A 19,036-nucleotide genomic window follows, 5' to 3' on the forward strand; every position below is an offset into this window, starting at 1 on the left:
CCCCAAGGAAGGATACAATAATAAATCCTAACGTTGATTCAGCCCTGCACTAGCAGGGCTTTTTTGTTTCTGTAGTGTCTATAAACCATTGCGTGTTATGGTAGTTCTAAGTGTTAAACAGGGATTAAAAATGGACTTACGATTAATTTTAAATGGCAAAAAAGCGGCTGATGAGCAGCTTCGTGAAGCAATTAGTCAATTTCGAGCCAGTCAGTCTCTTGCTGTGCGTGTTACCTATGAAGGGGGTGACATTGAGCGCTTTATTAATGAGGCCGCTGACGAAGGCGTGAAACGTGTTGTTGTGGCTGGTGGCGATGGCACTGTTAATGAAGCCGTTAATGCATTAATGAAAATGGAAAAATCACAGCGTTTAGAGCTTGCTATTTTACCTATGGGCACGGCAAATGATTTTGCCACAGCCGCTAAGATTCCTGACGGGTACTTGCCAGCACTTGAACTTGCCGCACAGGGTCAGCCGTATGCAATTGATACAGTTGAGGTTGATAAGCGTTATTTTGTAAACGTAGCCAGTGCGGGCTTTGGGGCAAAAATTACCGCAACCACACCACCTGCACTGAAAAACTTACTCGGTGGTGGCGCATATACCTTGGCAGGGCTTGTTCAAGCGCTGAGCTTTGTACCTTACAGTGGCGAGCTTACCCTCCCTGATGGTGAGCGAACTTCGGGCGATATTATTGCTGCAGCCGTGTGTAACGGCCGCCAAGCAGGTGGTGGTCAGCAACTTTCACCACATGCATACATAAACGATGGCTTGGTTGATTTAGTTGCGTTTACATCATTTGCAATTTCAGATGTACCAGCGGTTATAGAAGAGCTCAGCAATTATCCTAATTCATCACAACAGTGGGTAAAACGTTTTCAAGTGCCATGGCTTGAATGGCAAACACAAACAGAAATGCCAATAAACTTAGATGGCGAGCCAATCACTTCAAAACAACAACGTTTTGAAGTGCATGCTGGTGCGCTAAACATGGTGCTACCAGATGCTTGTCCGCTAATACGATGATGAAAAATTTTGATGTTACTCGGTTTGCGCTGGTTTTGCTTTGGCCGCAATGCTAGATTATCCCTGTAAAAATTAAACTCTCACGCAATGGACTTTAATTTTTAACAGTTTAGGTAATTGGAATGAATCAAACAGTGGAACAAACAATGAAAAAAGTAGGATTAGTCGGATGGCGGGGCATGGTTGGCTCTGTGTTATTAGAACGTATGCAACAAGAAAATGATTTTTCTAAAATCGACACCACTTTTTTCACCACCTCACAAACCGGTCAATTAGGTCCTGATCTTGCGGGTCCTGCTAAACCGCTTTTAGATGCTAATGATATCGCTGAGCTTGCGAAGATGGACATTATTGTCACTTGCCAAGGCGGTGACTATACCAAAGCCGTTTACCCGCAATTACGCGAATCAGGTTGGCAAGGTTATTGGATTGACGCAGCATCGGCACTGCGTATGAGTGACGATAGCATTATTGTTCTTGATCCAGTCAATAAAGACGTGATTGATCAAGGCTTAGAGCAAGGTGTTAAAACCTATGTGGGTGGTAACTGTACTGTATCATTAATGCTGCTAGCGCTAGGCGGTTTATTTGAACAAGACTTGATTGAGTGGGTTAGCCCAATGACATATCAAGCCGCTTCAGGTGCTGGTGCACGCAACATGAAAGAGTTAATTGCGCAAATGGGTGCAATTCACGAAACAGTGGCAGACAAACTTGCTGATCCTAATGCTGCGATTCTTGAAATTGATAAATTAGTTACCGAAAAAATTGCCTCAAGCGATTTACCACAAGATCAGTTTGGTGTGCCTTTAGCTGGTAGCCTTATCCCTTGGATTGATGTACCAATGCCAAGCGGTCAGAGTAAAGAAGAATGGAAAGCGCAGGTAGAAGCGAACAAAATTTTAGGTAGCAGCCAGCAGCCTATCCCTGTTGATGGTTTATGTGTGCGCATTGGTGCAATGCGTTGTCATTCGCAAGCAATGACAATTAAGCTACGCAAAGATATTAGTGTTGAGAAAATTGAAGAGATCCTTGCCTCTCACAACGAGTGGGTGAAAGTGATCCCGAATGATCGTGGCATTACTTCAACTGATTTAACACCTGTAAAAGTAACCGGCACCTTGTCTATTCCGGTAGGTCGTATTCGTAAATTAGCGATGGGCCCTGAATATATCAGTGCGTTTACGGTTGGTGACCAATTGTTATGGGGTGCAGCAGAGCCACTTCGTCGCATGTTACGCATTATTGTTGATGGCCAACATTAATTACACATTTCAATATTAAGGCTAGCAGTTTGCTGGCCTTTTTTAGCACTAAAGGAAAGTAATGCACACCCCCAATAAATGGAAAATGACACCAGAGCGAGTGTCGCAGTTTATCAAAAACTACAGCTTTGCATTGATGGTTGATAGTGAATTTGAGGCAACACATTTGCCTTTAGTTTATAAACCTGATGAAGGCGAGTTGGGCACTTTATATGGTCATGTGTCACGAGCGAATCGTCATGGCAAAAGCTTGCAAGATACGCGTGTATTAGTGGTTTTTAATGGCCCGCATAGTTATATTTCACCCACTTGGTATGCAGAAAAACCTGCTGTATCGACTTGGAACTACGCTGCGGTTCATGCCATTGGGAAAGTAGAGTACCTCGATGATGACAACACCTTAGCATGCCTCGATGAGCTAATTAGCCAATACGAGCCGAGTATTTTAAACGACACTAGTTTGTTGCCAGCCGATTACCAAGCAAAGTTACTACGTGGCATAGTGGGTATTAAAATTGAACTTGACTCAATTCAGGCAAAAGAGAAGTTAGGCCAGCATAAATCGGATGAAGATCAACAAGGTGTTGTAACAGGGTTAAAAGCAGATAAACACCCAGATGCTCAGGCTTTACTTAGCTATATGCTTAAATATGGGGTAGGGATAGGCAATTTAGACGCTAGCTGATTTATCGATTCAGTAAGACTTACTACGCTAAGTTGTTTTAATACTATCTATACTGCACTGCTGTTTATTAAATCAAGAGAAGAATAGGCAGCAATTTTGCTTCCTGCAAATGCTGCCAATTGGTTGGAAACCGCTAAGTCCATTGTTGTTAAAATCGTGTTAATCACAATATTTAAAGTTAGTACATTACAAGTTTGTGTCAATATAAAGTGTAGGTACATATCAATTCTTATTGCTTATTTTATTAATCTATCAATGGTGGTTTAGTTGTATTGAATATAAGTTAAATAGCTTGCTGAAAGTTAAGTGATTAACTATATTTTCGTAAGTACCTAGCTGAGAACTCTCCATGAACATTTCTAAAAAATTAAAGTTATCTTTTGCATCGGCCATTGCGCTTCCTCTTATAATTATTGCCGTTTTAGTCATTACTCAATTAAGACAGCAGGCATTAGATAATTTCGCTGAACTAAGCGAACGAGAGGCGAGACAAGTCGATAACGGCATTAGTATGTTTTTTGACGAAATAGAGAAAAACGTCGATTATCTTGCTTCTCATTCCGCTATTTTAGACGCCGAGCAAGGCGTTAAAACCCATATGCAATCGCCTAATTCAGTGAAACTTGATCACGCAAATGGCAGTAACACAGAAAAAACCGCATTTAACTTATTTGATCATTTTGGCAAAACCCATCCAGGCCTTGCTTACATCTACATGGGGAACGAGCAAGGTGGTTATATTCAATGGCCAGAGGGTGAAGTGACAGCAAATTATGACCCAAGAGTTAGGCCTTGGTATAAAACGGGTAAAGCAGCAAATGGAAAAACAGTAAGAACCAATGCCTATTATTGGGCGGCAGATGACATGGTTATAGTGTCCACAGTAAAAGCCATTAAACAAGCTGGCGAGTTTATTGGCGTACAGGGCATGGACGTCTCTTTGCAGGGCCTTACAGATATTATTGCTAACATTAAACTTGGTGAAACCGGCTATCTAATGCTGATTGAAGATAGTGGCAATGTGCTGGTTGATGTTAAAAATGCTGATTATCGGTTTAAACAATTAAGCCAGATTGATAATGGTAAATACAAACAGCTTGCCAATAACAATCATGGTCAGTTTGAAATAGACATTAATGGCAAAGATTACTTGGCTAATATTTATACTTCGCAAAAGCTAGGCTGGAAATTTATCGGTCTAGTTGAAAAATCTGAAGTAATGAGTGCAGCAAACGCAACGACTATTACCATTTTAGTCATCAGTGCAATTCTGATTGCTGTATTCATTCTTGTTGCTAGCTATATTTCTAAATTAATTTCTGCACCTATTGTTGAGGTAAGTGATGGCCTTACGGAGATATCCCAAGGTGGAGGTGATTTAACTAAGCGTTTAGTTATTAAAACACGCGATGAAACAGCAAAACTAGCAAACAGCTTTAATTTATTTTTAAACTTGATATCGGACTTGGTTAAGCAAATTAATGACTGCGCACAGAATGTTAGTGAGACTTCTGCACACACCTCGTCACAAGCTTCTCAATTATCGGGTTCAACATCTCAACAACAGCAAGCTCTTGAAATGGCGGCAACAGCTATTAATGAAATGGCGGCAACAGCAAATGAGGTTTCTGCCAGTTGTGCAAATGCAGCCGAACTTGCTTCGCAAACTCAACAAGCCTCTGAACTTGGACAAAGTGTTATTACTGAGACGGTTGATAGCGTTGTATCTTTGTCAGAAGTGATCACCAAAGCAACTCAAGATATAAACCAACTCGATGCTGAAAGTGAAAATATCATGTCGATTCTCAGTGTTATACGTGGCATTGCTGAACAAACTAATTTATTAGCGCTAAATGCTGCTATTGAGGCTGCACGTGCCGGTGACCATGGTCGAGGATTTGCTGTTGTTGCAGACGAGGTCCGAGCGCTATCGCAAAGAACATCAGAGTCAACAGAAGAAATAGCAAGTCAACTCGATACGTTGCGCAAGATGTCTGATCAGGTGTCTAAAGAAATGACAACCAGCTTGAACCGCACAAATAAAACAGTTGAGTTGGCGCATTCTGCACAGCAGCAATTTAGCGAAATTACTGCTTCAATCGTTAATATAAGTGATTTAAACACACAAATAGCGACCGCAGCCGAAGAACAACAGCACGTAGCTGAAGATATTAATCGTAATGTTGTAGAAATTAAAAACGCCGCTGACGATGTTAGTGATATTGCACAGGGAGCGCGTGAAAATGGCGAGCGGTTGAATCAGCTATCTCATCTACTTACCGACCTAGTCGGTAAGTTTAAGGTGTAGTTAAAATTGGGTCAAAATGCATTTTCTATATCAGGAACAGATTTTCTGTTCCTTTTTTATTGGAATTTGTTGATTTAATGGTAATTAAGGTTTAGTTTTTGTAATAATATAACTAAAAGATAAGTTACGCATGAAAGGAAAAACATTAAAGACAAACAATAATAAACAAACTATCTATATAGTTTTTATCATGGTTTTTTTTATCTTTTCCTTTCACCTCATTGTTAGTTATCTACAACTAAATTACCAAAAACAGTTTGCCAATTCTTTATTATTAAAAGCAGAAAGCATATCGAGTGATTTAGCGGCTTCGATGCGAGATGTTTCTGCTATATCCCCGAGTCAGTGTGATGCAACGACAATAAACGAACTTCGTATAATTCTTTCAAAATATGAATACACCCATGATTTAGGATTGATTTTTGATGATAGGGTTTTGTGTTCAGCTAACTGGGGATTATTAGACGCTCCTTTTTTACTTGAAGGGGTTTTTTATCATTCACCTTCTGGTTATCAATTTGCTGCTAAAGTTGGTGGTATTTTCCCTGTTCCGGCTAAATATGACATTACAAAAAAAGATAACGTTATTGCTTTTACTATCAATCAGCCATTTAAGAGTTTTGATCATTTAGATAAGGGGTTTTCTTATAAAATTGTGTCAAAAAATAAGCAGCATACTTTTCATAATTACTCGTCGCAGTACCAATTAAAAAACAATACTTTTTTGAAATCTCAGGTATTAGAAATATGTAGTAAAAAGTTTCAATACTGTGTTGAAACAACGAATAATCGTCCTGGATTACTTTATTTACCTCTGTACGTATCTGCATTACTTATTTGTTTGATCGGGTTAGTCAGCTTTTTAATTGCTTACTCTATTATTTCATTTTTAGATAAGAATCATTCAATCGAGTTTAGGCTGCGTAAGGCCATTCAAAGCGGCGATTTATATTTAGAGTATCAACCAATTATTGAATTAAAAAATTGTAAAATTGTCGGTGTTGAGAGCTTGGTTAGGTGGAAAGACGCGGTTCATGGTAACGTATCACCTGAACTATTTTTAAGTATTGCAGAGCAGTTAAGTTTGTACTCAAAGTTGGCATATGACTCAGTTAAACGTGCATTTATAGAGCTTTCCCCGATTTTGCATCGTGACCCAGAATTCACAGTTGCCATTAATGTAAATGCTTATGAAATTCAGACTCCAGAATATTTAGACCGCTTGAATAAGCTTTGTGATAGGTATCAGATAAAACCTCAGCAAGTTAAAATTGAAATAACGGAGCGTATAGGTTTGCCTCTAAATGAGTTATCTGATTTTGCGACAAGGGCAAAAGATTTTGGCTTCGTCATAGCACTTGATGATTTTGGAACCGGGGTATCTAACCTTGTTTGGCTGACAGAGATTAACTTCGATATCATTAAAATTGATAAAATACTTACCCAATCGATCACAGATGAATTCAAAAAGGATATGGTATTAGCCATCATGTCTCTGGTTTCAAATCTAAATCGTCTGGTCATTTTTGAAGGTGTTGAGACGGTTGAAGAATACAGCTTTATAAAAGAATATAATTCTGATCATCAAGTCCAAGGTTGGTACTTTTATAAGTCTCTATCATTAACCGAACTACATAAAGTACTTGATGATAAAAAAGGATTACAGTGAAAATAGAAAGTGTGAACTCTGATGATTATCCAGAGCTACTTGATGTGTGGGAAAACTCAGTACGAGCGACCCATGATTTTATAACAGAAGACGACATCGCCTTTTTTAAGCCAATTATTATTGAGCAAGCTTTTCCCAACGTAACTTTAAAGTGCATTAAGAGTGAACATAAAACAATTTTAGGCTTCGTTGGTGTACACGATAGCAAAATAGAAATGCTGTTCATTTTAGATGCCGCAAGAGGTAAGGGGATTGGTAAAGCACTTCTGAACTATGCAATTGAGCAATTAGCTGCCAACAAAGTGGATGTAAATGAGCAAAACCCACTTGCAGTTGGGTTTTATCAGCACATGGGTTTTAAAGTTGTCTCACGTTCCCCTTTAGATGATATGGGCAAGCCTTTTCCAATATTGCATATGGAACTTGTGTAGGAATGGCTTTAGCCGTGAGCAATATAATATTAGGCTTTGAAACGGCTCCCAAGCCGAAAGGTGATATTGGTGTAGGTCGTCATTTATGGCGACAAAACCTTGAACATTTTTCAAATTACGCGCTAAAGCACGACCTACAAACGCGCGAAACAAGTTTCACGCCCACGACGAATCACGTAGGAACGGCTTCAGCCGTGAATTTAGATGTTCGGCGTTAAAACGCCTCCTACAAACTTTCACCTTGTAGCTTTCTAACTTTCCTCCTTGAAACTTGAAACTCGCTAACTTTACTTTCGTCACTTATCTTTTGCTTAATTTAATGAACGCGATATGCTGAAGCAACGAATAAAGCATTACATTGGAGTGACTAATGAATCTCAATCAGGTGACGTTGCCTGTAAAGGATATGAACGAAGCGGTGGCCTTTTATTTAACACTGGGAATGATTCAGATTGTGGATACCCCGCATTACGCACGCTTTCAATGCCCAGATGGTGATGCCACATTTTCGTTGTCATTAGAAACTGAAGAGTTTAGTAATGATGCGGTCATTTATTTTGAACATGAGCAGCTCGATGAGCTTTATGCAAGCCTTGTTGAAAAAGGCATTAGTTTTGAACAGCCACCAACCGCCCAGCGCTATTTATGGACGGAAGCAATTCTAAAAGACCCATCAGGGAATAAAATTAAATTGTATTGGGCAGGAGAGAACCGCTTAAATCCACCATGGAAGGTAGAAAAACGAGGATAAAAAAGGCGCTAAGGTCTTGCCCCTAGCGCCTAATATCTAAAAGCTATTATCTAAAAAGTAAGCTCTAAACGTTTTACTGCTTTTCTTTCAGTAATTGTTTTAGTTCGGCCATTTCAGCTTGTAGCTGAGCAATTTGCCCTTTGGTTGCTGGCATGTCGGCATCAGATGTTTGCTCTTCGCGGGCGTTGCGATGCTCTTCAGACATAACTTCTAAAATTGCACCAACCATCATGTTTAAAAATACAAAGGCTGTTAAGAAGATGAACGTTAGGTAGAAAATCCAGCTGAGCTCATACACAGCCATAGTTTCATACATAACATCAGTCCAATCTTCAAACGTGGCAATTCTGAACAGGGTGAGCATAGAAATAGATACATCGCCCCATAATACCGGGTTAATATCAGCAAATAACATGCTACCCATAGCGGCATAAATATAGAAGATCACAAACATGAGTAGGGCGATATAGCCCATTTGTGGAATGGCTTTTAAAAGTGAGTTAACCAGCAGTCTAAGCTCTGGGATCATTGATACAAGTCGCAACACGCGGAAAATACGTAGTAATCGAGCGATAAAAATTGTTGAACCAGCTGCAGGGTAAAGGCTACCAACTACGATTATGAAATCGAAAATGTTCCAACCTTTGCTGAAGAAATCTTTAAAGCCCCGGCTGGCAATAAAGCGGATCACTAGCTCAACTAAAAAGAAAACCGTGATGCCTAAGTCCATCCAATGTAAGGCAAGCTCGGCCGTTGGATGAAGTGAATAGGTGTGTGCCCCGACTGTTAATGCCGAAATAACAATAACAGCAATAACAAATGATTGAAAAATTTTACTTTTATCGATACGCTGAAACAGCTGTTGTAACTGCGACAACATCATATAGAACCCTTTGGTAATAATATTTAAACCCACGCAATATACAGGAAAATGCAGCACCAATGTATAACTACATAAAGGAAATTAAATGTTTTTTAATGCTTTAAAATTGGCCGTAATCGCGACTGTTGCTGTGTGTTTATCAGCGTGTAGCTCAGATGCCCGTTATCATGAAATTCAATCGGCACGTTTAAGTGAATGCAATTATATGGCTGATAAAGAGTATCACGAGTGTGTAAAGCGCCAGCAGGACAGTTACGAAGAGTTTAAAAAACAACAAGCAGAACATGACTAAAACTGAAAAACGTCAAGACAAAGCAATTCGAGTTGCGTTAACACAAGCGTGTGAACTAGCAAAAGATCAGGTACACGAATTTTCATGGTTAACTCATACTGCTGATCTAAAAAAGCTACCGCAATCACTAAAAGTAAGTTGTTATTGTAAAGAACTGCCGTTAACCGCTGAGCAAACCCAGTTAATTACCAATCTAATTATCAAAGAATTGAGCGCTGTAGATTTAGCTATTAATGCAAAAGCAATTTCATTTTTAAAGGAATAATGATGAATTTAACTTCAAAAAAGTTAGTTACTCTAAATTTAGCACTGGCTGTGCTATGTGTTGGGTTCGGTGTCTATAGTGTGCAATCAGGCCCACATACTCTTGTATCTTATAACGGGTTTATATTTGCAATCGGTTTTATGGTGCAGGCCTATCGCTCAACAGAAAAATTCGCAGCCAAAACAGCCCTTAGTAAAACACTCACGACAACAGACACAAGCCTAACGGTTAAGCAGGTTTATTATGGTGATAAAGAAGAGACACTTGAATTAAGCCGTATTACCCAACTGAAAGTTGCTGATAACTATTTAGCCGTCATATTAGATGGCAACGGCCAAGGTTACGACTTTCAAATTAAAGGCAAGGCTGATGCTATCATTAAACGCTTAAATGAGATATTGCCAAAGGAGCTGCTTAAAAACAGCCCAATCAAACAGGTTTAATTTGGTAAGCCAGCCGCAAATAGCTATAATCGGCAAAAATTATTGAAAGAGATTTTGCAATGGCAGTGCCTACGCGTTCACAAATTTCAATTGGCTGCGAAGTCAACATTGTATTAAAACAAGATCAACGAACAGGTCAGTTAACTCAAGGCGTGGTGTCACGTATTTTAACTAAATCACCGAATCACCCGCATGGCATTAAAGTTCAACTTGATGATGGTCAAGTAGGGCGCGTGAAAGAGATTTTATCATGAGTGTTTTAAGCGAAAGTGAATTTTGGCAACTCGTGACCGCCGAAGATAAAACTGCTGAGCCTGAGTCGGTTTGTAATGCATTAAAAGCAAAGCTGGCTGATTTATCTGACGAACAGCTGATGGAATTTGATAAGCAGTTTAACCTACGTATGCGCAAAGCCTATACCTGGGACTTATTTGGTGCCGCTTATGTAATGGCCGGTTGTAATGACGATTATGGTTTCTCTGAGTTTTTATGTTGGCTTATTTCACGTGGTGAACAGGCGTTTTTAAAGGCGCTTGAAAACCCAGACTCAATTGCAGAGTGTACGCCGGTTTATCATTTAAACGAACAGCCTTACCCGTATTTAGATGAATACGATTTAATTGCCGGTATGCTTTACGAAGAACGTAATGACGACGAGTTACCTTTTATTCCATCTGGCCTTGAGCAACCAAAAGGTAAACGCTTTAAAGATAAAGCCAAGTATTTAAAACAAACCTATCCAAATTTATATGCCAAATATTGGCAACAACCGAGTTAATTAAAAGCACCTTCATGGTGCTTTTTTTATGCTCTGTAAGCTACTAACTTAGGGTAAAAGGTTACATAAAAAAGAGCTAAGAAATTTATTAGTACCCAAATTAACTAAATTTATGTTATCTTATTCTTGCTAATACTAGTTTAGTTAATGTTATAAATCAGTGAGCTAACAAATAATAGTAGTTTACTAAAACACAATTCAAAGGAAATGACAGTGTCAGAAAACGTATATCAAGCCCCAGAATCAAATGTAGTATCAACTTCAACAGAAACAACAAGCCTTAGTGTAAAAGAAATACTATTTTCTTTTAACGGCCGCATTCCTCGCAAAACCTATTGGTTTTCAGTACTAGGAATGATTGCTGCTTCATTCGTTTTAATGTTTATTGCCGCATTGCTTTCGGGTGGTAGCGAATCAGCTATCTCTATAATTATGCTTATCTTATATGTGCCACTTATATGGTGTTCGCTAGCTATTCAAATTAAACGCTGGCATGACCGTAATAAATCAGGCTGGTGGGTACTAATTGGTTTTGTTCCTGTAATCGGTGGGATCTGGGCACTTATAGAAAATGGTTTCCTAGCAGGTGATGCAGGTGAGAACCGTTTTGGAAAACCAACAGTATAATACTTATTTGTTGTGTGTTCTTTTAAAGAACACACAACACGTTTAATAGGGTATTATGAAAAATCTAACGGCAGTGCAAATTTCACGGTTTATTATTAGCTTTACTTGGCTTTACCATGGCCTTTTCCCAAAAATTATCCATATCTCTCCACTTGAACAACGGATGACAGCCAGTTTTGGTTTTAATGCCGAAATTTCAATGCTCATAACACGAGCTGCTGGGGTTGGTGAAATCGTCTTTGCGGTGTTGTTTTTTATTTTCTATCGTTCAATTTTAATCAATATAGTCAATATTTTATCGTTAATAGGTTTAATACTGTTTGTAGCTTTTTTACAACCAGCACTATTGATAGAAGCATTCAATCCGGTGACTACAAATCTTGCACTGATCGCGTTTAGTACTGTACTAATAATCGAGCTCAAGAATAGCGAAACTAGCAATAAGTGAATTAAACACCATAGCAGTCTTTGATTTCTTTGATCATGGCGCTTGCGAGTGGTGAATTGGCATTTGTTTTAGAGGTTATTAATACAACAGGAATATCGTAGTGATATTTGTTTGGTTGAATAGCTTTAAAAATGCCTTTATCAACCCAGAACTGAGCATAGTGGTCGGGTAAATAACCAATAAACTCACCCGATAAAATCAAATGTGCGATACCTTCATCATGGTAGGCTACCGCACTGTTTTGGTAGTTTAAGCCATCGTTTCTACTTTCTTTATCGCGCATGTAGTTACTGGTAATAACTTCGGCTTCTTTAATAAGCTCATTGATTTGTTTGTCTTCACACTCAAACAGTGGGTGACCTTTTGCACAATACAAAAAGTTAGTTTCGTTATGTAGGGCAGTGTAATCTAATCCGCGAATATGATGACGGCTAACACCAATACCCACCAACGAGCGGCCATTGGCTACTGCGGTTTCTACCTCACGGGCTTCACAGACGTTAATATCAAACTGAATGTTTTTACCTTTGCCTTTTAACCTTGCAATTGCGCGGGGAATGGCGCAGCGAGGGTCACTTACCATGGTATCTATCATAGCAATACTTAAACGCCCCGATAGCTCGTTTTTAGAGCTTGCGACGGTATTAGCAAAGGCTTCGCATTGCTGAAGCAGTTCAATTGATGCTTGGTAGGTAATAGCACCTGCATCTGTAATTTCAAAACCACTGCGGCCACGTTTACATAATTTAATACCAAGCCTTACTTCTAAATCTGATAAATGCGCACTGATCGTTGAGCGGCCAATATTCAAACGTGACTCTGCGGCTGAAAGCCCGCCACACTCAACAATTGCTACAAAAACACGCAATAATCGTAGGTCTACATCATGAACTTGCATAGTGGCTCTTTTAGTTCGATAAATCTGGAATGAATAACGATAATTATGCATTTGTAAAACAACTAGAGCAAGCTAGACTGCCACTAATTAAAACTTAATCCTGTTTTTAGGAGTTATAAATGACATTTAAGTATGGTGTTGACCAATTAACGATAGATAACGTTAATGCGATTGCAGCCGGTACGTTACAGGCAGAGCTTTGCCAAGAAGCCATTGATAAAATAAATAAAAGCCGCCAAAACGTAGATAAAATGGCTGCCTCAGATAAAGCCATTTATGGTATCAATACGGGCTTTGGTCCACTGTGTGATACACAAATTTCTCCACAAGAAACAAACCTATTACAAAAGAACTTATTGATCACACATGCTGTTGGTGTGGGTGAGCCAATTGCTAAGCCTATTTCAAAGTTAATGCTAATCACCAAAGTACATGCATTAAGCCAAGGTTTTTCAGGTATTCGTTTAACTGTTGTTGAGCGTATGCTTAAGTTTATTGAACTAGATATTATCCCGGTTGTACCAGAGCAAGGCTCAGTTGGCGCATCGGGTGACTTAGCACCATTATCACACCTATTTTTACCTCTTTTAGGTGAAGGCGAGTTCTGGGTAAACGACACAATCAAACCCGCGGCAGAGGTATTAAAAGAGCATGGCTTAGAGCCGCTTGATCTGCATGCTAAAGAAGGTCTTGCGTTAATCAACGGTACTCAGTTTATTTTATCGCACGCCATTACAGCGCTTACTAAAATGCGCTACTTATTAGACCTTGCAGATATTGCAGGCGCTATGAGCATTGAAGGTATGCAAGGTAGCCAATCACCGTTCCGTGAAGAATTACACGCTATTCGTGCTTTTAAAGGTAACGTTGAAGTTGCCGCGCGTATGCGTAGCTTTTTTGCCAATTCTGAGAATATGGCCTCACATACCAATTGTGATCGTGTACAAGACCCTTATTCACTGCGTTGTATTCCTCAAGTTCATGGTGCGTCACGCAATGCGTATTACCACTTAAAAGAGCTTGCAGAGATAGAAATGAACTCAGTGACTGATAACCCAATTGTTATTAGTGAGGAAGAAGCGATTTCGGGTGGTGGTTTTCATGGTCAACCATTAGCTATGGCTTTAGATTATGCATCTATAGCTGCGGCTGAGCTTGGTAACATTGCTGATCGTCGTTGTTATTTATTGCTTGAAGGTTTACACGGCTTACCACGCTTATTAACCACATCGGGTGGCTTAAACTCAGGCATGATGATCCCGCAATATGTAACCGCAGCACTGGTAACAGAAAATAAGTCATTGTGTTTCCCGCCATCAGCAGACAGCGTACCGACATCAATGGGCCAAGAAGATCACGTATCTATGGGAAGTATCTCTGGTCGTAAGTTAAACCAGATTTTAGGTAACCTAGATAAAATCTTTGCTATTGAGTTGATGTATGCCGCACAAGCAATCGAATTTAGACGTCCTAACAAGTGTTCAGACATTATTGAAGAAAACTTTGCATTAATCCGCAGTAAAGTTGCCAAACTAGAAGAAGACCGCTTACTTAAACCAGACATTGATGCCATGGTTGCACTTGTTAAATCGCAAGCGTTCACAGTAAATTTAGGGAGCAAATAATGACTTTTCAAGAACAAATTAAGCAAGGTATCCCAAGCGTATTGCCAGAGCCAAAACCGTATCCAAGTGATGCAAACCGTGCTCCAAAACGTAAAGACATTTTATCGGCTGACGAAAAGCAATTAGCGATTCGTAACGCATTGCGTTATTTCCCTAAAGAATGGCACACCGACTTAGCCGCTGAGTTTGCAGCTGAGCTTAAGCAATTTGGCCGTATTTACATGTATCGTTTTAAGCCTAACTATGAACTTAAAGCGCGTTCTATTAGCGATTATCCGGCTAAATGTGAGCAAGCTGCCGCTATCATGTTAATGATCGACAACAACCTTGATCCCGCAGTAGCACAGCACCCAGAAGAGCTTATCACTTACGGTGGTAACGGTGCGGTATTCCAAAACTGGGCGCAGTACTTATTAACCATGAAGTACTTAAGCGAAATGGAAGAAGACCAAACGCTACACATGTACTCGGGTCACCCTATGGGGTTATTTCCATCATCAGTTGAAGCACCGCGCGTGGTTGTAACAAATGGTATGATGATCCCGAACTATTCAAAACCGGATGATTGGGAAAAATTCAATGCACTGGGTGTAACTCAATACGGTCAAATGACTGCGGGTTCATTTATGTATATTGGCCCACAGGGTATTGTTCACGGAACAACTATTACGGTAATGAATGCATTCCGTAAAGTGCTTGAAAAAGGCGAGTCACCAAAAGGTAAGATCTTCTTAACTGCTGGTTTAGGTGGTATGAGTGGTGCGCAGCCTAAAGCGGGTAACATTGCTAACTGTATAACCGTATGTGCTGAGGTTAACCCTAAGGCGGCTATTAAGCGTCACCAACAAGGTTGGGTTGATGAGCTAATCGATAACATGCCAGAGCTTGTTGAGCGTGTACGTACTGCTCAGCAAAATGAAGAAGTGGTTTCAATTGCCTTTATCGGTAACGTGGTTGATGTATGGGAAAGCTTCTTAGCAGAAGATATTTTCATTCACTTAGGTTCAGACCAAACTTCACTTCATAACCCATGGTCAGGCGGTTACTACCCGGTTGATATCAGCTATGAAGAGTCAAATCGTTTAATTCGTGAAGAGCCAGAAGTATTTAAAGAAAAAGTACAAGCGACACTTAAACGCCACGCTGATGCTGTTAACAAGCACACTGCAAAAGGTACTTACTTCTTTGATTACGGTAATGCGTTCTTGTTAGAAGCATCACGCGCTGGTGGCGATGTAATGGCCGACAATAGTATTGATTTTAAATACCCATCGTACGTACAAGATATTCTTGGCCCAATGTGTTTTGACTACGGCTTTGGCCCGTTCCGCTGGGTATGTACCTCAGGTAAACCAGAAGATCTTGATAAAACAGATGCCATTGCTGCAGATGTTTTAAATAAAATCATGGCGGAGTCGCCTGAAGAGATCCAACAGCAAATGCAAGACAACATCACTTGGATCAAAGATGCGAAGCAAAACAAACTCGTTGTTGGCTCGCAAGCTCGTATTCTTTATGCTGACGCACAAGGCCGCGCTGAAATCGCTAAAGCCTTTAATGATGCCATTAATCGTGGCGAGATAGGGCCAGTTGTACTTGGGCGTGACCACCATGACGTAAGTGGTACGGACTCACCTTTCCGTGAAACATCAAACATTTATGATGGTAGCCGCTTCACAGCAGACATGGCTATTCATAACGTAATTGGTGATGGTTTCCGTGGTGCTACTTGGGTATCTATCCACAATGGTGGCGGTGTAGGTTGGGGCGAAGTGATCAACGGTGGTTTTGGTATGCTACTAGACGGTAGTGAAGCTGCCGAGCGCCGTTTGAAATCTATGCTATTATTTGACGTAAATAACGGTATTGCTCGTCGTAGTTGGGCGCGTAACGAAGAAGCTAATTTTGCGATTAAACGTGAAATGGCTCGTACACCTAAACTTAAAGTGACCTTATCGAATAACGTTGATGATGAAATTTTAGCAAACTTAGATTTCTAATTTTGCATAAAAAACTAAACCAGCTCGTTTTTGATTAAAAACGGGCTGGTTATATTGTTTGCAGTAATGCTTTATCAACTGCCTTTAACAAAGAAGACTTTGTGGAAGGTTTGGTAATGTAGGCAGTTAAGCCAAGGGTTGCCCACTTGCGAATGATCTCTTTATTTTTGTTGGCACTAATTGCAACAATTGGAAGGTTTTTGCAATTTGGGATACTGCGTAAGTTTTTAGTTGTGTTATACCCATCTAAATTAGGCATGAATAAATCTAGTAACACGAGTGAAAAGCGCTGTTTTTTCAGTTTTTTTATTGCATCTAGCCCGCTTTCAACACTGACGACCTGATATCCCTCTCCAATCAAAATCCTCGATACCATTTCCCTGTAAAATTCGTTGTCTTCTACCACCATAATTTTTATATCGCTCTTTTTTTGTGGCGTCTCAGAGAGGGTACTATGCTGTTCTGATGGAATGGGAGAAGGTTTATCTTTCATTTCAGCAGTTTTATTTTTTGTTTCTTGAACGGTTTCAGCTGTGTCAGAATTATCTTTTTCATTTAATAACGCAGCAAGTTCAGCAAGAGAAAAGCGTCTTTCTTGTAACCGCTTTTTAAGCTCCTCAGCTACTTTTTCAAGCTGAGACTCTAAAGAGTCGATTAACGGTGACAGGTGCTCTTTTTGTAGGTCTTGTAGTAATTGGTCTTGTAAGACATTTATACCCTTATGATTATTCAGCTTTTCACGGGCATTATTTAAAGTCTCAGTGGCTTGACTGCGATAACTAGCAGCTTCATCAATTAAGTTTTTTAAATCGTCGTCAATTTTACCAAAGTGTTCATCTCTGAGTTTATTGACTTCAGTTTGGCTTTGAGTTCGTTTTAGTGCGTTATGTAAAATCATCTTAAAGCGATAATTTTCGTACATAGGTTTATAAACAAAGTAATCAGAAAAAATACCCTTAATACAACATTTAAAAGCGATCCCTGACTCTTTATTTTCGCATAGTAGAATATTTTCGTGCGGATAATTTAATAATCCTGACTCAGCAAGTAATTTATAACTTTCAATGCTTCTTGAGACACTCTCTCTGGCAAGAATAATGAGCTTTGGCTCTGTGGTAGCGATAACCTCTTCAGCATCTTTATGGCTTGTTAGTGTTCTAAATTCATCAACTTGAGAAGAAAGTACTTCTACTGCACCTGCTAACTCTGTAGGTTTGTCACATAAAATGATAACTTTTGGTCTTCTTTGCGCGTGGTCGACTTTTATTTGCATTGATAGTGGCTCATTTACTAGTCGTTTTATAAAGAATTTGAGTAAGTAACTTCTTTATTTTGCTGAAATAGTTGTAAAAACTCAGTTTGAGTGCATGGCTTAAAGTAATAAAACCCCTGAATTGACTTAACACCAAGGTTTTTTATCAATAGAAGATCTTCAAACTTCTCAACACCTTCGGCTACAATATCTAAACCGAGTTTATGGGCGATTTCACAGGTACTTACTACTATCGCTTTTTTACTGGGATCTTCGGCACTTCCGTTGACAAAACAGCGATCAATTTTGAGTTCATCAAAGGGAAGCTCATTAAGTTGCTTCATTGAAGAATAGCCTGTTCCAAAATCATCAATTGATAATTTAAAGCCTTTTAGTTTAAACCGTAAAAGAACATCTAACGAAGAACGTATATTGTTAATAATATTACTTTCCGTTAGCTCTAGGGTGATCTGTGAAGTGGGCATGGAAGCATCGGTGCATATGCGCTCAAGTTTTTCAGGAAGACTAACATCACTGAGTTCATTGGCACTAATATTAATACTAAATTGAAGGTTCGATAATAAGGTTCTGTTGATAGACCAAAATTCTACAGTTTGTTTTAAGAGTTGCTTGGTGAGCTCAGCTGTATGATTTGCACTTTCTAGTGTCTCAATAAAGTAGAATGGTGAAACAATACCATTTTGTGGGTGATTCCATCTTGCAAGCGTCTCAACACCAATAATCTTCTCAGTTCTACTACATACTTTAGGCTGGAAGTAAGCGATATATTCGTGTTTATAAAGTGCGTTGATTATCTCTTCATTAGGGTAAGTGATATCTTTCTTTTGTGAAGGGGGAGCTTTATTAAACTGACATAGTGCTTTATATAACTCTGCCAACTTACTAACTGATAATGGTTTTTCAATGCATGATATAATATTCAAGCCGTGCAGGGAGGCGAGTGAAGCGGCATTTTTAAGAAAAAGGCTGTTCTCACCACTTAATAGAGCTAACGGTTGCTGAAGGTTTAACTCGCTTAGCTTTCTTAGCATTTCTACACCATCAATAGAAGGCATATTCATGTCTAATAAGATTAGAGAAGCTTGATGGATCTCGGGGCTTGATAAAGCCTTATAACCGCAATCAAAACCAATGAATTTACACGGTGTTTGATTAGAAATTAGAAACTCTAATTGCGTTAATACAAGTTGACTATCGTCGATGGCTAGAATCAAAGGAGGTTGCTCCAACATACGTTCTACCCTTGGGTGTCTTGATCAGTATTAATTAGTATAGATGTAATTTCATCTTGTTGTAGTGGCATAGTTAATTTGGCCACCCATTAAGAAAGAAATGTTATGCTAATAAGCATACAAATTTGGGTGTAAA

21 protein-coding genes are annotated in these 19,036 nt (G+C 39.4%); 17 read left to right on the top strand and 4 right to left on the bottom strand.

Features of this window, described 5'->3' with window-relative positions:
- Nucleotides 1–130: 130 nt before the first annotated feature.
- From yegS to ACSFVZ_RS09085, 8 genes are all read left to right on the top strand, one after another.
- A complete protein-coding gene (yegS, locus tag ACSFVZ_RS09050; protein WP_138558688.1) occupies nucleotides 131–1,027 on the top strand; it encodes a lipid kinase YegS in 897 nt (298 codons plus the stop codon).
- A 122-nt stretch (nucleotides 1,028–1,149) separates the two neighbouring features.
- Entirely contained in the window at nucleotides 1,150–2,292 is a 1,143-nt protein-coding gene (asd, locus tag ACSFVZ_RS09055; protein WP_138558687.1) for an aspartate-semialdehyde dehydrogenase, read from the top strand.
- A gap of 61 nt (nucleotides 2,293–2,353) precedes the next feature.
- Nucleotides 2,354–2,977, top strand: a complete 624-nt coding sequence (locus tag ACSFVZ_RS09060; RefSeq protein ID WP_138558686.1) for an FMN-binding negative transcriptional regulator — start codon at nucleotides 2,354–2,356, stop codon at nucleotides 2,975–2,977.
- A 349-nt stretch (nucleotides 2,978–3,326) separates the two neighbouring features.
- Nucleotides 3,327–5,285 carry a methyl-accepting chemotaxis protein gene (locus tag ACSFVZ_RS09065; protein WP_138558685.1) on the top strand — a complete coding sequence of 653 codons (1,959 nt, stop codon included), beginning with the start codon at nucleotides 3,327–3,329 and terminating at the stop codon, nucleotides 5,283–5,285.
- 130 nt (nucleotides 5,286–5,415) lie between these two features.
- Nucleotides 5,416–6,954 (top strand): EAL domain-containing protein, encoded by a 1,539-nt coding sequence (locus ACSFVZ_RS09070; protein WP_435558659.1) that lies wholly within the window; start codon nucleotides 5,416–5,418, stop codon nucleotides 6,952–6,954.
- The gene (locus tag ACSFVZ_RS09075; RefSeq protein ID WP_435558660.1) at nucleotides 6,951–7,385 is read left to right on the top strand and encodes a GNAT family N-acetyltransferase; all 435 of its coding nucleotides are present in this window, start codon (nucleotides 6,951–6,953) and stop codon (nucleotides 7,383–7,385) included. The genes ACSFVZ_RS09070 and ACSFVZ_RS09075 overlap by 4 nt, the downstream gene beginning before the upstream one ends.
- Nucleotides 7,386–7,399: 14 nt before the next feature.
- On the top strand, nucleotides 7,400–7,603 hold the full coding sequence (locus tag ACSFVZ_RS09080) for a hypothetical protein (protein ID WP_199527703.1): 204 nt from the start codon (nucleotides 7,400–7,402) through the stop codon (nucleotides 7,601–7,603).
- 152 nt (nucleotides 7,604–7,755) lie between these two features.
- Entirely contained in the window at nucleotides 7,756–8,136 is a 381-nt protein-coding gene (locus ACSFVZ_RS09085; protein ID WP_199527702.1) for a VOC family protein, read from the top strand.
- A gap of 73 nt (nucleotides 8,137–8,209) precedes the next feature.
- Here ACSFVZ_RS09085 and ACSFVZ_RS09090 read toward each other — a convergent pair whose 3' ends face one another.
- Entirely contained in the window at nucleotides 8,210–9,016 is an 807-nt protein-coding gene (locus ACSFVZ_RS09090; RefSeq protein ID WP_171040467.1) for an ion transporter, read from the bottom strand.
- Between the two features lie 88 nt (nucleotides 9,017–9,104).
- Between ACSFVZ_RS09090 and ACSFVZ_RS09095 the strand changes: the two genes are divergently transcribed.
- The 7 genes from ACSFVZ_RS09095 to ACSFVZ_RS09125 all read left to right on the top strand — a co-directional run bounded on the left by ACSFVZ_RS09095 (nucleotide 9,105) and on the right by ACSFVZ_RS09125 (nucleotide 11,872).
- On the top strand, nucleotides 9,105–9,311 hold the full coding sequence (locus ACSFVZ_RS09095) for a hypothetical protein (protein WP_135926471.1): 207 nt from the start codon (nucleotides 9,105–9,107) through the stop codon (nucleotides 9,309–9,311).
- The gene (locus tag ACSFVZ_RS09100; protein WP_135926472.1) at nucleotides 9,304–9,576 is read left to right on the top strand and encodes a hypothetical protein; all 273 of its coding nucleotides are present in this window, start codon (nucleotides 9,304–9,306) and stop codon (nucleotides 9,574–9,576) included. Before ACSFVZ_RS09095 ends, ACSFVZ_RS09100 begins: the two co-directional genes overlap by 8 nt.
- A gap of 2 nt (nucleotides 9,577–9,578) precedes the next feature.
- Nucleotides 9,579–10,019, top strand: coding sequence for a hypothetical protein (locus tag ACSFVZ_RS09105; RefSeq protein ID WP_135926473.1), 441 nt, complete (start codon nucleotides 9,579–9,581; stop codon nucleotides 10,017–10,019).
- 59 nt (nucleotides 10,020–10,078) lie between these two features.
- Nucleotides 10,079–10,273: a YwbE family protein gene (locus ACSFVZ_RS09110; protein WP_036971837.1), complete on the top strand. Its 195-nt coding sequence runs from the start codon at nucleotides 10,079–10,081 to the stop codon at nucleotides 10,271–10,273.
- The gene (locus ACSFVZ_RS09115) at nucleotides 10,270–10,797 is read left to right on the top strand and encodes a DUF4240 domain-containing protein (RefSeq protein ID WP_235384008.1); all 528 of its coding nucleotides are present in this window, start codon (nucleotides 10,270–10,272) and stop codon (nucleotides 10,795–10,797) included. The genes ACSFVZ_RS09110 and ACSFVZ_RS09115 overlap by 4 nt, the downstream gene beginning before the upstream one ends.
- Nucleotides 10,798–11,010: 213 nt before the next feature.
- Entirely contained in the window at nucleotides 11,011–11,424 is a 414-nt protein-coding gene (locus ACSFVZ_RS09120) for a DUF805 domain-containing protein (protein WP_199527695.1), read from the top strand.
- A gap of 55 nt (nucleotides 11,425–11,479) precedes the next feature.
- Nucleotides 11,480–11,872: a DoxX-like family protein gene (locus ACSFVZ_RS09125; RefSeq protein ID WP_235384009.1), complete on the top strand. Its 393-nt coding sequence runs from the start codon at nucleotides 11,480–11,482 to the stop codon at nucleotides 11,870–11,872.
- Between the two features lies 1 nt (nucleotide 11,873).
- Here ACSFVZ_RS09125 and ACSFVZ_RS09130 read toward each other — a convergent pair whose 3' ends face one another.
- Nucleotides 11,874–12,770: a LysR family transcriptional regulator gene (locus tag ACSFVZ_RS09130; protein ID WP_435558661.1), complete on the bottom strand. Its 897-nt coding sequence runs from the start codon at nucleotides 12,768–12,770 to the stop codon at nucleotides 11,874–11,876.
- 119 nt (nucleotides 12,771–12,889) lie between these two features.
- Between ACSFVZ_RS09130 and hutH the strand changes: the two genes are divergently transcribed.
- Nucleotides 12,890–14,395: a histidine ammonia-lyase gene (hutH, locus tag ACSFVZ_RS09135; RefSeq protein ID WP_199527693.1), complete on the top strand. Its 1,506-nt coding sequence runs from the start codon at nucleotides 12,890–12,892 to the stop codon at nucleotides 14,393–14,395.
- Nucleotides 14,395–16,395: a urocanate hydratase gene (gene hutU, locus ACSFVZ_RS09140; RefSeq protein WP_435558662.1), complete on the top strand. Its 2,001-nt coding sequence runs from the start codon at nucleotides 14,395–14,397 to the stop codon at nucleotides 16,393–16,395. Before hutH ends, hutU begins: the two co-directional genes overlap by 1 nt.
- A gap of 49 nt (nucleotides 16,396–16,444) precedes the next feature.
- Here hutU and ACSFVZ_RS09145 read toward each other — a convergent pair whose 3' ends face one another.
- Nucleotides 16,445–17,668: a response regulator gene (locus ACSFVZ_RS09145; protein WP_435558663.1), complete on the bottom strand. Its 1,224-nt coding sequence runs from the start codon at nucleotides 17,666–17,668 to the stop codon at nucleotides 16,445–16,447.
- 26 nt (nucleotides 17,669–17,694) lie between these two features.
- The gene (locus ACSFVZ_RS09150) at nucleotides 17,695–18,900 is read right to left on the bottom strand and encodes an EAL domain-containing response regulator (RefSeq protein ID WP_199526961.1); all 1,206 of its coding nucleotides are present in this window, start codon (nucleotides 18,898–18,900) and stop codon (nucleotides 17,695–17,697) included.
- Between the last annotated feature and the right edge of the window lie 136 nt (nucleotides 18,901–19,036).

The organism is Pseudoalteromonas nanhaiensis (assembly GCF_051235485.1).
Lineage (GTDB): Bacteria > Pseudomonadota > Gammaproteobacteria > Enterobacterales > Alteromonadaceae > Pseudoalteromonas > Pseudoalteromonas lipolytica_C.